Annotated in this window: 12 protein-coding genes and 2 tRNA genes; all 14 read left to right on the top strand. The window is 46.7% G+C overall.

Features of this window, described 5'->3' with window-relative positions:
- The first annotated feature begins 13 nt into the window (after positions 1 to 13).
- The 14 genes from ftsH to pnp all read left to right on the top strand — a co-directional run bounded on the left by ftsH (position 14) and on the right by pnp (position 14,533).
- Entirely contained in the window at positions 14 to 1,960 is a 1,947-nt protein-coding gene (gene ftsH, locus NJR55_RS09260; RefSeq protein WP_011234226.1) for an ATP-dependent zinc metalloprotease FtsH, read from the top strand.
- Positions 1,961 to 2,030: 70 nt separating this feature from the next.
- Positions 2,031 to 2,846, top strand: a complete 816-nt coding sequence (folP, locus tag NJR55_RS09255; protein ID WP_253619686.1) for a dihydropteroate synthase — start codon at positions 2,031 to 2,033, stop codon at positions 2,844 to 2,846.
- The gene (glmM, locus tag NJR55_RS09250; protein WP_253619685.1) at positions 2,843 to 4,183 is read left to right on the top strand and encodes a phosphoglucosamine mutase; all 1,341 of its coding nucleotides are present in this window, start codon (positions 2,843 to 2,845) and stop codon (positions 4,181 to 4,183) included. The genes folP and glmM overlap by 4 nt, the downstream gene beginning before the upstream one ends.
- 87 nt (positions 4,184 to 4,270) lie before the next feature.
- Positions 4,271 to 5,029: a triose-phosphate isomerase gene (gene tpiA, locus NJR55_RS09245; RefSeq protein ID WP_253619684.1), complete on the top strand. Its 759-nt coding sequence runs from the start codon at positions 4,271 to 4,273 to the stop codon at positions 5,027 to 5,029.
- Positions 5,030 to 5,033: 4 nt separating this feature from the next.
- The gene (gene secG, locus NJR55_RS09240) at positions 5,034 to 5,375 is read left to right on the top strand and encodes a preprotein translocase subunit SecG (protein WP_034820144.1); all 342 of its coding nucleotides are present in this window, start codon (positions 5,034 to 5,036) and stop codon (positions 5,373 to 5,375) included.
- Between the two features lie 6 nt (positions 5,376 to 5,381).
- Positions 5,382 to 5,468: transfer RNA gene (locus NJR55_RS09235), tRNA-Leu, on the top strand.
- Between the two features lie 75 nt (positions 5,469 to 5,543).
- Positions 5,544 to 5,620: transfer RNA gene (locus NJR55_RS09230), tRNA-Met, on the top strand.
- A gap of 176 nt (positions 5,621 to 5,796) precedes the next feature.
- Positions 5,797 to 6,255 (top strand): ribosome maturation factor RimP, encoded by a 459-nt coding sequence (rimP, locus tag NJR55_RS09225; RefSeq protein ID WP_253619683.1) that lies wholly within the window; start codon positions 5,797 to 5,799, stop codon positions 6,253 to 6,255.
- Positions 6,256 to 6,281: 26 nt separating this feature from the next.
- Entirely contained in the window at positions 6,282 to 7,781 is a 1,500-nt protein-coding gene (gene nusA, locus NJR55_RS09220) for a transcription termination factor NusA (protein WP_253619682.1), read from the top strand.
- Positions 7,782 to 7,807: 26 nt separating this feature from the next.
- Positions 7,808 to 10,498 carry a translation initiation factor IF-2 gene (gene infB, locus NJR55_RS09215; RefSeq protein WP_253619681.1) on the top strand — a complete coding sequence of 897 codons (2,691 nt, stop codon included), beginning with the start codon at positions 7,808 to 7,810 and terminating at the stop codon, positions 10,496 to 10,498.
- 18 nt (positions 10,499 to 10,516) lie between these two features.
- Positions 10,517 to 10,903: a 30S ribosome-binding factor RbfA gene (rbfA, locus tag NJR55_RS09210; RefSeq protein ID WP_034820154.1), complete on the top strand. Its 387-nt coding sequence runs from the start codon at positions 10,517 to 10,519 to the stop codon at positions 10,901 to 10,903.
- On the top strand, positions 10,903 to 11,835 hold the full coding sequence (gene truB, locus NJR55_RS09205) for a tRNA pseudouridine(55) synthase TruB (RefSeq protein ID WP_253619680.1): 933 nt from the start codon (positions 10,903 to 10,905) through the stop codon (positions 11,833 to 11,835). Before rbfA ends, truB begins: the two co-directional genes overlap by 1 nt.
- Before the next feature lie 97 nt (positions 11,836 to 11,932).
- On the top strand, positions 11,933 to 12,202 hold the full coding sequence (rpsO, locus tag NJR55_RS09200; protein WP_011234216.1) for a 30S ribosomal protein S15: 270 nt from the start codon (positions 11,933 to 11,935) through the stop codon (positions 12,200 to 12,202).
- A gap of 180 nt (positions 12,203 to 12,382) precedes the next feature.
- The gene (gene pnp, locus NJR55_RS09195) at positions 12,383 to 14,533 is read left to right on the top strand and encodes a polyribonucleotide nucleotidyltransferase (RefSeq protein ID WP_253619679.1); all 2,151 of its coding nucleotides are present in this window, start codon (positions 12,383 to 12,385) and stop codon (positions 14,531 to 14,533) included.
- Positions 14,534 to 14,578: the final 45 nt, after the last annotated feature.

The raw sequence follows: 14,578 nt of genomic DNA, 5'->3' as shown, positions 1-14,578 counted from the left end.
GAGGTAATAGGCTTTGAGCGATATGGCAAAGAATCTCATCTTGTGGCTTGTAATAGCTGTCGTACTGATGAGCGTTTTTCAGAGCTTCAGTCCGAGCGGAACGTCATCATCAACCATGGTATACAGCGAATTTGTATCTCAGGTTAATAATGGCAACATTCGTCGTGCTGAATTTGGTGATGATGGACGCACTATTTCAGGTATGACTCGCAATGGTCAATCTTATAAAACCGTTGTACCAACTCAATATGATCCAAAAATTCTGGATGATTTGTTGGCAAACGATGTAGAAACACAAGGTACTCCGCCGGAAGAGCAGAGTATTCTGGCATCTATCTTTATTTCGTGGTTCCCGATGCTGCTGTTAATTGGTGTATGGATATTCTTCATGCGTCAGATGCAGGGCGGTGGCGGCCGTGGGGCTATGTCGTTTGGTAAAAGCAAAGCCAAGCTGATGAATGAAGAGCAATCAAAAACAACGTTCAAAGACGTTGCTGGTTGCGATGAGGCCAAAGAAGAAGTTTCAGAGCTTGTGGATTATCTGAAAGACCCTTCTAAGTTTCAGCGTCTGGGTGGAAAAATCCCCAAAGGCGTGCTCATGGTTGGTCCTCCGGGAACAGGTAAAACACTGCTTGCTAAAGCGATTTCCGGCGAGGCAAAAGTGCCGTTCTTCAGTATTTCCGGTTCAGACTTCGTTGAGATGTTTGTTGGTGTTGGTGCTTCCCGTGTTCGTGACATGTTTGAACAAGCGAAAAAATCTGCGCCATGCATTATCTTTATTGATGAGCTTGATGCCGTGGGTCGCCAGCGTGGTGCCGGACTTGGCGGTGGTCACGATGAGCGTGAACAAACATTGAACCAGATGCTGGTTGAAATGGATGGCTTTGAAGGTAATGAAGGCATAATCGTTATTGCCGCGACTAACCGTCCAGATGTATTAGACCCTGCTTTACTGCGTCCGGGTCGCTTTGACCGTCAGGTTATTGTTGGTTTACCGGATGTTCGTGGTCGTGAGCAAATTCTTAAAGTGCACATGCGTAAAGTACCATTAGGTGATGACGTTAAACCGTCAGTAATTGCTCGTGGTACTCCGGGTTTTTCTGGAGCGGATTTAGCGAACTTAGTTAATGAAGCTGCGCTGTTTGCTGCCCGGGGCGACAAGCGTGTGGTTTCAATGGAAGAGTTTGATAAAGCAAAAGATAAGATCATGATGGGTGCAGAGCGCCGCTCAATGGTGATGACGGATGATGAAAAAGCGATGACCGCTTATCACGAAGCCGGCCACGCCATTGTTGGTCGTCTGGTACCAGAACATGATCCAGTCTACAAAGTATCGATTATTCCACGAGGCCGCGCACTGGGTGTGACCATGTATCTGCCAGAGCAGGATCGTGTCAGCCACAGTAAACAGCATCTTGAAAGTATGATTTCAAGTCTGTTCGGTGGGCGTCTTGCAGAAGCCATTATTTATGGAAACGATAAAGTGACCACCGGTGCTTCTAATGACATTGAACGTGCAACTGAAATTGCTCGTAAAATGGTTACCCAGTGGGGGCTTTCAGAAAAAATGGGGCCGTTGCTATATGCTGAAGATGAAAATGAAGTATTCCTCGGCCGCTCGGTAACTCAGCACAAGCACATGTCAGATGACACGGCTCGCGCTATTGATGAAGAAGTTAAGTCAGTTATTGATCGTAACTACCAGCGCGCGAAAAAATTGCTGGAAGAAAATGAAGATATTTTGCATTCAATGAAGGACGCATTAGTTCGCTATGAAACTATTGATGCCGACCAAATTGATGATTTGATGAACCGTCGCGATGTTCGTCAACCAAAAGACTGGGATGACAGAGACAGTGGTGGTAATGATTCTGACGGTGGGGCTGCTAAGGCAGAGAACACCGAAGAACGTCCGGATCGCCCCATCAATGTTGATAAACCCGGGGATGCAACTTCTTAACGTTGATTCTTTTAAAAAGCCACCGAGAGGTGGCTTTTTTGTAGGACACAGTTATTAGCGGAGCTAAGCCATGCCGAAAAATCCAAAGCCGTTGCGAGTTATGGGAATTGTTAATGTCACTCCGGACTCATTTTCAGATGGGGGGGAGTACAACCGCCTAAATGATGCAATAGACCACGTTGCACAGCTGATTAAAGACGGCGCTGACATTGTGGACATTGGAGGGGAGTCAACCCGCCCTGGTGCTTATTCGGTTGCTGAACAAGAAGAGCTGGACAGAGTCGTTCCTTTGGTAAAGGCGGTAAGAGAGCGTTTTGATGTTGCTATTTCGGTGGACACAACCAAACCCAAAGTCATGACAGAGTCGATAGAAGTCGGCGCGAATATAATTAATGATGTGAACGCCTTGCGTGAAGAAGGAGCTTTGGAAGCGCTGGCGGCGACAAGCGCAGAGGTGTGTTTGATGCACATGCAGGGAGAGCCGCGGAGTATGCAGCACAACCCTAATTACGATGATGTTGTTTGCGACGTTAAAGCTTTTTTGCAAGAGCGTGTCATAGCGTGTGAAAAGGCGGGTATAGGACGCGAGAGGATTTGGTTGGATCCTGGTTTTGGTTTTGGCAAGTCGCAGCGACATAACTATCAGTTATTGCAACGTTTGCAGGCGTTTCATGAATTGCAGTTACCGTTATTGGTGGGAATGTCACGAAAAAGCATGATAGGTCATGTTACTGGACGTGAAGTAAAAGACCGCTTAGCAGGCAGTTTAGCGGCTGCAACCATTGCAGCTATGAAAGGAGCACGTATAATTCGCGTTCATGATGTTAAGGAGACAGTTGATGCGATGAAAGTGGTTGCAGCAACTATAGAAGGAGAACACCTTTGAGTGAGCGTAAATATTTCGGCACCGATGGCGTGCGCGGACGTGTCGGGCAATTCCCGATAACCCCTGAATTTGCTGTAAAGCTTGGCTGGGCAGCCGGGCGCGTACTTGCCGCTAAAGGAACTAGTCGCGTATTAGTGGGCAAAGATACCCGGGTTTCTGGTTATATGCTTGAGTCAGCACTGGAAGCCGGTTTAGCCGCTGCTGGTGTTGGCGTGGACTTCCTGGGCCCAATGCCCACCCCGGGAATTGCTTATCTTACACGCACGTTCAGAGCCGCTGCCGGAATCGTAATCAGCGCCTCTCATAATCCATATTATGACAATGGCATTAAATTCTTTGCTGATAACGGACACAAACTTCCTGATGCGGTAGAGCTTGAAATTGAGCGTTTGCTGGACGAGCCTATGGATTGCGTTATTTCGGAAGAGTTAGGGCGGGCAAAACGCATTAATGATGCCGCAGGTCGTTATATTGAGTTTTGTAAAAGCGTGTTCCCTAACGAAATGACGTTGGAAGGGCTTCACATAGTGGTTGACTGTGCTCACGGCGCGACTTACCACATTGCGCCGAATGTGTTTCGTGAACTGGGTGCTGAAGTGACAGAAATAGGAACCCAGCCAAATGGCCTCAATATTAATAAAGAGTGCGGCGCAACGCACTTAACGGCATTACAGAATAAAGTACTGGAAACCAAAGCAGACCTTGGCATAGCGCTTGACGGCGATGGCGATCGTATCATGATGGTGACTGAAAACGGGCGCCCCATTGACGGTGACGAAATTCTTTATATGCTTGCCGTTACGGCGCAGAATCAGGGGCAACTTCAGGGTGGTGTTGTTGGTACCTTAATGACCAACTTTGCGTTAGAAAAAGAGCTGGACAAACGGCGTATTCCATTCGTTCGTGCGAAAGTCGGCGACCGTTATGTTATTGAGGAACTGGTTAAGCGTGACTGGTATCTGGGCGGGGAGAATTCCGGCCATGTTATAAACCGTCAGCATCACACTACTGGAGACGGCATTATAGCAGGCCTACAGGTATTGGCAGCTATGTATCAGGAACAAAAGTCTCTGGAGAAACTGAGCTGCGACTTTCATAAACTGCCGCAAGTACTTGTTAATGTCCGCTTTGAGAGCGATAAACAGCCGCTGGAATCAGAAAATGTGAAAAGTGTCGTTCGTGAAGTTGAGAACGCTTTATCAGGCACTGGTCGGGTCTTATTACGTAAGTCTGGCACTGAGCCTTTAATTCGCGTAATGGTTGAGGGCGAGAACGAAGCTAAGGTAAAAGCCTTTGCTCAGCAAATTGCGAACGAGGTCGAAGCGGCTACAAATTAAACAGTTAGCGGGTAGTGATGAAAATCTCGCTTGTAAGTTGGCGAGTGTTTCGCTACTATTCCCGCGCTCTGGAGTAGAGGACAAACTATGCCTAATGCATCACTAGTGATTGCAAATTGGAAAATGAACGGAAATCGCGAGCTAACGAAAACAATGTCTGCGGCTTTGCGGGAAAAACTTAACCAGCTTCAGCAAGTTAAGTTAGTCATTTGTCCTCCGTTCACCCTTATTGGCGAGCTGGCTAATCAATGTTATTACGATGACATTGCCATTGGTGCTCAGAGTGTATCTGAACACACTGGTGGCGCCTTTACCGGCGAGATCTCAACCGCACAGCTACAAGAGTTTGGTGTTAGCTATGTACTAGTGGGACATTCAGAACGTCGGCAGCTGTTCGCAGAAACCGACAAAATGGTGAATGAGAAGGCCTTAGCTACTGTTAATGCCGGTATGACAGCGGTAATTTGTGTTGGTGAGAATAAAGCACAACGCGATGAGGGAAACACCTGGGAAGTTGTAGCACAGCAAGCGAAAGCGGCTTTAGCTAACCTTCCTAAAGAACAAGCCGGTAAAATTGTTTTGGCCTATGAGCCCGTTTGGGCAATTGGTACCGGAGAAACGGCTTCACCAGAACAAGCACAGGACGTTCATGCAAAATTAAGAGCGTTACTGGTAGAGCAACTTGGCGCGATTGGTGAGAAAATGCCGTTATTGTACGGCGGCTCAGTTAAAGCTGACAACGCTGCCGAATTATTTGCGCAAAAAGACATTGATGGCGGCCTGATAGGTGGCGCAAGTCTGAAAGAATCAGATTTTGTTGCTATTTGCCAAGCTGCTCAAGGGTAAAATTATGTACGAAATTTTGATGATCGCATTTCTCGTTGTCGCTTTGGTCTTAATTGGCTTTATCATGCTGCAACAAGGCAAAGGCGCAGACATGGGCGCATCTTTTGGCTCAGGCGCATCGAACACTGTTTTTGGTTCATCAGGTTCAGGTAACTTCCTGACCCGGGCAACAGCCGGGTTAGCGGTAGTGTTTTTCATTCTGAGCCTGGTATTGGGTAACTTATCGACCTCTACTGATGAGTCGTCAAATGACTTTTCAGACCTTTCAGTTCCGGCTGAAGAGCAAGAGTTACCTCCAGCGGATGATAAGTCAGAATCTGAATCTGACGTGCCGCCAATTGACTAAGATTTTGCAGAAGTGGTGGAATTGGTAGACACGCTACCTTGAGGGGGTAGTGCTCTTACGGGCGTGCGGGTTCAAGTCCCGCCTTCTGCACCAAAATTAGCTCTCTGATTGTTGCCTCAGAGGTTGAAAATAAACGAAAAATACGTATAATGTGCAACAAGTTTCGGACGCGGGGTGGAGCAGTCTGGTAGCTCGTCGGGCTCATAACCCGAAGGTCGTAGGTTCAAATCCTGCCCCCGCAACCAATTTTAGTAGCAGCGTTTCGCATTAAGGCGTCGCTTTTGCTAAAATAACTGACAAAGGGTCCAGTGTTCAGAAAGCCCCGCAGCAGCTCGGGGCTTTTTGCTATGCGGCCTTAGCTATCTTAGGATAGCCAGAACACTGGGCGCTTGCGCCCTTTTTTTGTTTCAGGAGGCAGTAATTGGCAAATTTGCAAGAACGGTTAACCGATATAATTCGCCCAGCGGTAGAAGCGCTGGACTTTGAATTGTGGGGCGTAGAATTTATTCGCGCCGGTAAGTTTTCAACATTACGGGTATATATCGATCATCCGGAAGGTATCAGTGTGGATAACTGTGCAGACGTGAGTTATCAGGTCAGCTCACTACTGGATGTTGAAGACCCTATTAATGTTGAATACAACCTGGAAGTGTCCTCTCCGGGAATGGAAAGACCGTTTTTTAATGCCCAACAAATGCAGCCTTATATAAATGAAACCGTTGCTTTTGAGTTAGTAGCGGCGCAAAAGAACAAAAGAAAATTTAAGGCAGAATTGATTGCGGTTGAGGGTGAAGAACTGACCCTTGCCGTTGATAACGATACTCTTCAGGTGAATATGCGTGATGTGAAAAACGCTCACCTGGTTCCGGCATTTGATTAAAAGATTGCGTTGGCGAGGCAGCACTCATGAGTAAAGAAATACTGTTAGTCGCAGAAGCGGTTTCAAACGAAAAAGCAGTACCACGCGAAAAAATATTTGAAGCGTTAGAGTCAGCATTGGCTCATGCGACCAAAAAGAAGTACGACGGCGATATTGAAGTTCGCATTGATATCGATCGTACCACCGGCGAGTTTGATACATTCCGTCGTTGGTTAGTCGTTGAAGACACGGATTCAGGGTTAGAACATCCTTACCGTGAAATTAGCTTGTCAGCAGCGCAATATGAAGACCCGTCTGTACAAGCCGGTGATTACGTAGAAGAACAAATTGATTCGATACAGTTCGACCGTATTACGACCCAGACTGCCAAACAAGTCATTGTACAAAAAGTACGTGAAGCCGAACGAGCTCAGGTTGTTGATGAATACCGTGAGCAAGTGGGTGAAATGGTCAGCGGTATTGTTAAGCGTGCGAACCGGGAACACGTTATTCTGGATTTAGGTAATAACGCAGAAGCGATTATTTATCGTGACGAAATGTTACCGCGTGAATCGGTGCGTCCTGGCGACCGTATTCGCGGTTTGCTCTATGACGTTCGTCCAGAAGCTCGTGGTGCACAATTATTTGTAAGCAGAACTAATCCTAACTTCTTGTTGGAATTGTTCCGTATCGAAGTGCCTGAAATAGGCGAAGAGATGATTGAGTTACGTGGTGCTGCCCGAGATCCGGGGTCGCGTGCTAAAATTGCGGTTAAGAGCAACGATAAGCGTATAGACCCTGTTGGGGCTTGCGTTGGTATGCGCGGAGCACGAGTTCAGGCGGTATCCGGTGAACTTGGCGGCGAGCGCGTAGACATTGTGCTCTGGGATGATAACCCGGCTCAGTACGTGATTAATGCGATGGCACCTGCTGAAGTAGCGTCTATAGTTGTGGATGAAGATGCACACACAATGGATATTGCGGTTGCGGCAGATAACCTGGCGCAAGCCATTGGTAAAGGTGGACAGAATGTTCGCCTGGCCAGCCAGCTAACCGGCTGGACGCTGAATGTTATGACCGAAGATGAGTTCAATGAGAAAAATGAAGCTGAAACTCAGCGTCTATTGAACTTGTTCGTGTCGACTTTAGATATCGATGAAGATTTTGCAAATGTACTGGTTGACGAAGGCTTCTCTTCACTTGAAGAAGTGGCTTATGTTCCGGTTGCAGAATTCCTTGATATTGAAGGAATGGACGAAGATATCGTAGAAGAATTACGTGGCAGAGCGCGTGCTTATTTAACCACGAAAGCTTTGGCTACAGAAGAATCTCTGGAATCGGCTGAACCAGATGACACACTGTTAAACCTGGAAGGAATGGAGCGTCACCTGGCTTATGTATTAGCCAGCAAAGGCGTGACAACTTTGGAAGAGTTAGCGGAACAGGGTGTTGACGACTTAGCCGATATTGAAGAATTAAATGAACAGCAGGCTGGCGATTTAATTATGAAAGCTCGCAATATTTGCTGGTTCAATGAAGAACAGTAGAACGATCAGCGGAGGTACAACAGACTATGGAAGAAGTAACGCTCGATAAGCTGGCCACAGATGTCGGTACAACAGTTGATCGTCTGGTTCAGCAGTTCGCTGAAGCGGGCATGACCAAGAAAGCGGGTGATTCTGTTAACGAAGAAGAGAAACAGAAATTACTGGCTCACTTGAATCGTCAGCACGGCGGTGGCGGCAGCTCTGAACCCAGCAAAATGACTTTAAAGCGTAAAACAAAAAGTACGTTAAGCGTTGGCGGTGGAAGAGATTCTAAATCCGTTCAGGTAGAAGTGCGTAAAAAGCGTACTTACGTGAAACGTTCAGCAAGCGAAGAGCAGGAACGTGAAGAACAAGAGCGCTTAGCACAAGAGAAAGAAGCGGAAGAAGCGAAGCTTCGCGAAGAAGAAAAACAGCGCGAAGAAGAGCAGCAGCGTAAAGAAGCGGAAGCCAAGGCTAAAGCAGAACGCGAAAAGGCTGAGAAAGAAAAAGCTGAAAAAGAAAAGCTGCGCAAAGAAAAAGAGAAAGAGCGTCAAAAAGCAGAAGCTGAAAAGCGTGCTGCAATGACACCTGAAGAACGTGAAGCGGCAGACAAAGCGAAAGCCGATGCCGAAAAATTGAAGCGTCAACAGGAAGAAGAAGCTCGTAAGAAAGCAGAGAAAGAAGCGGAAGCGCAAGCGGAAGAAGCTCGTAAACTGGCGGAAGAGAATGCAAAACGCTGGGAAGAAGAAGAGCAAAAACGTAAACAGCAAGAAAAAGAAGACGTGCACTTTACAACGTCATCTACCGCTCAAGAAGCTGAAGACGCACAAGACTTTGATGAAGAACGTAAAAGCCGTAAACGCGGTAAGAAACGTCGTCGTAAAGATGAAGAAAGTGATGAGACTCCACGCCGCGAGAAGCGTCGTAAAGGTGCTCGTCGCGGCTCGTCGCTGCAACAGGGCTTTAATAAACCAGCTCAACCAGTTGAACGTGATGTGAAAATTGGTGAGACCATTACCGTTGGTGAACTTGCTAACCGTATGGCGGTTAAAGCCAGTGACCTTATCAAGACAATGATGAAAATGGGCGAGATGGTCACCATTAACCAGATTCTTGATCAGGACACCGCCGCCCTGGTGGTTGAAGAGTTGGGTCATAAACCTGCATTAGTAAAAGATAATGCGCTGGAAGAAGAAGTGCTTTCTGACCGTCAGGAAGGCGGTGAAGAAGCACCTCGTGCGCCGGTCGTTACGGTTATGGGTCACGTTGACCATGGTAAAACATCTTTGCTGGATTACATTCGTAAGGCCAAAGTTGCATCTGGCGAAGCGGGTGGTATTACTCAGCACATTGGTGCATACCACGTTGAAACCGGTCATGGCATGGTGACTTTCCTGGATACTCCGGGACACGCCGCCTTTACTTCTATGCGTGCACGTGGTGCAGGCGCAACAGACGTTGTTATTTTGGTGGTTGCAGCAGATGACGGTGTTATGCCGCAAACCAAAGAAGCGGTTCAGCATGCGAAAGCAGCTGGCGTTCCATTGGTTGTTGCTATCAACAAAATGGATAAAGAAGGCGCTGACCCCGATCGTGTGAAGAACGAGTTGTCGCAATTGGAAGTTATCCCTGAAGACTGGGGTGGTGACGTACAGTTTATTCCACTGTCGGCTCACACTGGTGAAGGCATTGATGAGCTGCTAGAAGCTATCTTGCTGCAATCTGAAGTACTGGATTTACGTGCAGAGAAAACCGGGATGGCCTCAGGTATTGTGGTTGAATCACGTCTGGATCGTGGTCGTGGCCCGGTAGCAACAGTATTGGTTCAGCGCGGTCTGTTGAAGCAGGGCGATGTTGTACTGTGCGGACTTGAATATGGTCGTATTCGTGCGATGCGCGACGAAACCGGTAAAGAAATTAAAGAAGCGGGTCCATCTATTCCTGTAGAAATACTGGGTCTGTCCGGTGTCCCTCAGGCAGGCGATGAAGCAACGGTTGTAAGAGACGAGCGTAAAGCGCGTGAAGTTGCTAACTATCGTCAGGGTAAATACCGTGACGTGAAATTAGCTAAGCAACAGAAAGCGAAACTGGAAAACATGTTTGCGGACATGGCTGAAGGTGATGTTGCCGAGCTTAATATCGTCCTGAAGTCTGATGTACAAGGGTCACTGGAAGCGATTTCTGATGCCTTAACCAAACTGTCAACCGATGAAGTGAAAGTGAACATCATTGGTAGCGGCGTTGGTGGTATCACCGAGACCGATATTTCTCTGGCCAGTGCCTCAAATGCCATTGTTGTTGGTTTTAACGTTCGTGCTGAAGCTGCAGCCAGAAAACTGGTTGAACAGGAAAATGTCGACTTACGCTATTACAGCGTTATTTACGACTTAATTGACGAAGTTAAAGCGGCAATGAGCGGTATGCTGCAGCCTGAGTTTAAACAGCAGATTATTGGTTTGGCCGAAGTTCGTGATGTCTTCAAGTCACCTAAGATTGGTGCCATAGCTGGTTGTATGGTTACTGAAGGTGTGGTGAAGCGTTCAGCTCCAATTCGCGTGTTGCGTGATAACGTTGTTATCTACGAAGGTGAGCTGGAATCATTACGTCGCTTTAAAGACGATGTTCAGGAAGTTCGTAACGGCATGGAATGTGGTATCGGCGTTAAGAACTACAACGATGTCAAAGAAGGCGATCAGATCGAAGTCTTCGAAACCATTCAGATTGAACGTACGCTGTAATCAAGGACACAGGAATTTATGGCTCAAGAGTTTAGCCGTACCGAAAGGGTACGGCACCAGCTACAACGAGAAATCGCTATGATCCTGCAACGCGAGATAAAAGATCCTCGCGTTAGCATGGTCACAGTATCCGACGTGGAAGTTTCTCGTGATTTAGCTTATGCCAAAGTGTTTGTTACCTTTTTCCAAGATGACCCTGAGCAAATAAAACAGGCGTTAAAAGTGTTAAATGAAGCCTCAGGTTTCATTCGCTCTTTATTGGGTAAACGCATCAAAGCACGCATTGTTCCGCAACTAAAATTTCAGCACGACGCCTCTTTAAACGAGGGGATTCGTATGGGCAAATTGGTTGCGGAAGCTCGTGAACGAGATAAGAAAAGCAGCGAAAACAGCGGAGACGATTAATGTCTAAAGCTCGTCTACGCAAAGGCCGTGCTGTCACGGGCGTAGTATTATTGAATAAACCGCAGGGCATGAGTTCAAACCATGCCCTGCAGCGTGTTAAGCGCCTGTATAATGCACAAAAAGCTGGTCATACTGGTGCGCTGGATCCTCTGGCAACCGGTATTCTGCCAGTTTGTCTGGGAGAGGCGACTAAGTTCTCGCAATATTTGTTGGATGCCGATAAAGCCTACCGGGTTGAAGCTACGCTGGGGGTAAGAACAACCACCAGTGACGCCGAAGGTGAAGTTGTAGAGGAAAAGCCTGTTGCAGTCGATGCTGCTACTGTTGCTAACGCAATAAAGCAGTTTATTGGTGAACAGGAACAGTCCCCCTCTATTTATTCGGCACTGAAGCACGAAGGTCGTCCATTATATTATTATGCGCGACAAGGCATTGAAGTACCGAAAAAAACGCGCACAATCACCGTCCACTCTATCGAACTGCTTGGTATTCAGGACAATAAAGTGACCCTGCAAGTGAGTTGCAGCAAAGGCACCTATATTCGTACTTTAGTTGATGACCTGGGTCAGTTACTAGGCTGTGGTGCTCACGTCTCCATGTTACACCGTAACGCAGTGGCTGACATAGCAGAAGCCGCTATGGTGACTCTGGAACAACTGGAAGCGATAGCAGAAGAGGGCTATGAAGCTCTGGATGCGTTATTGCATCCGGCTGATTTATTACTGGGCGAATTGCCCGTGGTAACAGTAACTCAAGAGCAAACTCGCGACTTTTTGCATGGACAGCCCATTCCTTTACCTGAGCAAAATGGTAATGAAGCAGAAGAATGGCGGGTTACGACTGAAAACTCGCTATTTCTTGGCGTTGGACGGGTGAAAAATGCGGAATTATGGCCGCGCCGCGTTATTGCACGAGAGCATGTGGATTTATAGTTGTTTTTATGGCGGGTGACGAGTATAATCGCCGCCTTCATATCGATGCTGAATTAGTGATTGGCGTCGATCATTTTGACAAAACTTAGGAGTTATCATGTCACTAACTGTTGAACAGAAAGCTGAGATTTTAAAAGAATTTGGCCAAGGCGAGAACGATACCGGTTCTCCTGAAGTGCAAGTTGCGCTTTTAACTAAAAACCTGGCTGAATTACAAGATCACTTTAAAGAACATAAGAAAGATCACCACTCACGTCGTGGTCTGTTACGTATGGTTAGCCGCCGTCGTAAGCTTCTTGATTACCTGAAGCGTAAAGACGAAAAACGCTACGTAGCTATCGTAGAACGTCTTGGCATCCGTCGCTAAGACAAACGTTCTGAAAAGAATAAAATAAAAAGGGCCTTCAGGCCCTTTTTTTGTATTCTTTTTTAGGTTTATGGGTCTTAATTTCGTCACAATTCCCCTATACTATGCGGTGAGATAAATAAAGAGAGAAGACGAGTATCAATCCGGATACTCTATATTTTGAAGGTAAAGGAAAGCAACGTGAATCCAATAACTAAACAATTTCAGTACGGTCAGCATACAGTCACATTAGAAACTGGCGTAATAGCACGTCAGGCGACTGCCTCTGTACTTGCCAGCATCGATGACACAACAGTTTTAGTGACTGTGGTCGCGAAAAAAGAAGCTCGCGAAGGGCAAAACTTTTTTCCATTAACGGTAAATTACCAAGAGAAAACTTACGCAGCCGGTAAAATTCCAGGTGGCTTCTTTAAGCGTGAAGGCCGTCCAAGCGAAAATGAAACTCTGACTTGTCGTTTAATCGACCGTCCAATTCGCCCGTTATTCCCTGATGGTTTCATGAACGAAGTGCAAGTTGTTGCAACTGTTGTTTCTGTAAACCCTCAAATTAATCCTGATATTGTTGCCTTAATTGGTACTTCAGCAGCGCTGTCTATTTCTGGTGTTCCTTTCGCAGGCCCAATTGGCGCAGCTCGTGTTGGTGTCGTGAACGATGAATACGTATTAAACCCAACCGCAGATGAGTTAGAAAACTCGAAACTGGATCTGGTGGTTGCCGGTACTGATAAAGCTGTCTTAATGGTTGAATCAGAAGCTCAATTGCTGTCTGAAGACCAAATGCTTGGTGCCGTTATGTACGGTCACGAAGCAATGCAGGACGTTATTAAAGCCATTACTGAATTTACTGCAGAAGCAGGCAAAGAGAAGTGGGACTGGCAGGCACCTGCAAAAGATGAAAGCTTACAGACCAAAATACGTGAATTGGCAGAGCAAGGTATTGGCGAAGCCTACCGCACTACCGACAAAGCAGAACGTAAAGGTAAGCTTGACCAGGTTAAAGAGCAGATGGTCGAGAAGCTGACTGCTGAAGATGAAAATGTCGATTTAGAAGAAGCTGGCAAAATTTTCCATGACCTGGAAAGTGACATTGTCCGTAGCCGTATTATTGCCGGTGAAAAGCGTATTGATGGCCGCGACCCTGATATGGTTCGTGCTATTAGTGTGGCTACTGGTGTATTACCGCGTACTCACGGTTCATCATTGTTTACCCGTGGAGAGACTCAGGCGTTGGTAACTGCAACTTTAGGTACCGATCGTGATGCTCAGATGATTGATGAGCTGACCGGTATGAACACCAATCGCTTCATGCTGCATTATAACTTCCCTCCATACTGTGTTGGCGAAACGGGTATGGTTGGTTCACCAAAACGTCGTGAAATTGGTCATGGTCGTTTGGCTAAACGTGGTATTCAGGCGGTTATGCCTAGCCACGACGAATTCCCATACACCATTCGTGTGGTTTCAGAGATAACTGAATCAAACGGTTCAAGCTCTATGGCTTCCGTTTGTGGTTCTTCACTGGCGTTGATGGATGCGGGTGTACCAATCAAGTCTTCTGTAGCGGGTATTGCTATGGGCTTGGTTAAAGAAGGCGACAAGCATGTTGTTCTGTCTGATATTCTTGGTGATGAAGATCACTTAGGTGATATGGACTTTAAAGTAGCTGGTAACACCGATGGTATTACTGCGCTGCAAATGGACATTAAAATTGACGGCATTACTCGCGACATCATGGAAAGTGCATTAGCGCAGGCTAAATCAGCTCGCTTACACATTCTGAAAGTGATGGACGAAGCTATTGGCGGTCACCGTGAAGAACTGTCTACTTATGCACCTCGCTTTACCACCATCAAAATTGATCAGGACAAGATCAAAGACGTTATCGGTAAAGGTGGCGCAGTCATTCGCGAGCTGACGGAGTCAACCAATACCAACATTGAGATTGGTGATGACGGTACTATTAAAGTTGCAGCAAGCGACCAGGCCGATGCCGATGCCGCGATTGAGAAAATCAAGCAGTTAACGGCTAACGTTGAAGTCGGTAAAATTTACCAGGGTAAAGTAGCGCGTATCGTAGACTTCGGTGCATTTGTTACTGTTCTGCCAGGTAAAGATGGCTTAGTTCACATTTCTCAAATTGCAGAAGAGCGTGTTAACGACGTAAACGAATACCTGAAAGTTGGTGATGTTGTTCCGGTTAAAGTACTGGAAATTGACCGCCAGGGTCGAGTACGTTTAAGCATGAAAGAAGCCGCTGAGAAAAAAGAAGAACCAGCAACAGAAGCGCCGGCAGAGCCTGCAGCTGAAGAAGAAAGCAAAAGCGAAGAATAATTGTAAAGATTTTTTCAGCTTTGTTAAAAACCCCGTGAAAACGGG

The organism is Idiomarina rhizosphaerae, assembly GCF_024159085.1.
GTDB classification, from domain to species: domain Bacteria; phylum Pseudomonadota; class Gammaproteobacteria; order Enterobacterales; family Alteromonadaceae; genus Idiomarina; species Idiomarina rhizosphaerae.
The sequence above is the reverse complement of the archived record's forward strand: the minus strand, read 5'-3'. Positions and strand labels throughout refer to the sequence as shown.

Excerpts from the sequence above, each read along its gene's own strand:
- truB (WP_253619680.1), top strand. The coding sequence starts at position 10,903 with ATGTCTAAAGCTCGTCTACGCAAAGGCCGTGCTGTCACGGGCGTAGTA.
- nusA (WP_253619682.1), top strand. The coding sequence starts at position 6,282 with ATGAGTAAAGAAATACTGTTAGTCGCAGAAGCGGTTTCAAACGAAAAA.
- secG (WP_034820144.1), top strand. The coding sequence starts at position 5,034 with ATGTACGAAATTTTGATGATCGCATTTCTCGTTGTCGCTTTGGTCTTA.
- rbfA (WP_034820154.1), top strand. The coding sequence starts at position 10,517 with ATGGCTCAAGAGTTTAGCCGTACCGAAAGGGTACGGCACCAGCTACAA.
- rpsO (WP_011234216.1), top strand. The coding sequence starts at position 11,933 with ATGTCACTAACTGTTGAACAGAAAGCTGAGATTTTAAAAGAATTTGGC.
- folP (WP_253619686.1), top strand. The coding sequence starts at position 2,031 with ATGCCGAAAAATCCAAAGCCGTTGCGAGTTATGGGAATTGTTAATGTC.
- infB (WP_253619681.1), top strand. The coding sequence starts at position 7,808 with ATGGAAGAAGTAACGCTCGATAAGCTGGCCACAGATGTCGGTACAACA.
- tpiA (WP_253619684.1), top strand. The coding sequence starts at position 4,271 with ATGCCTAATGCATCACTAGTGATTGCAAATTGGAAAATGAACGGAAAT.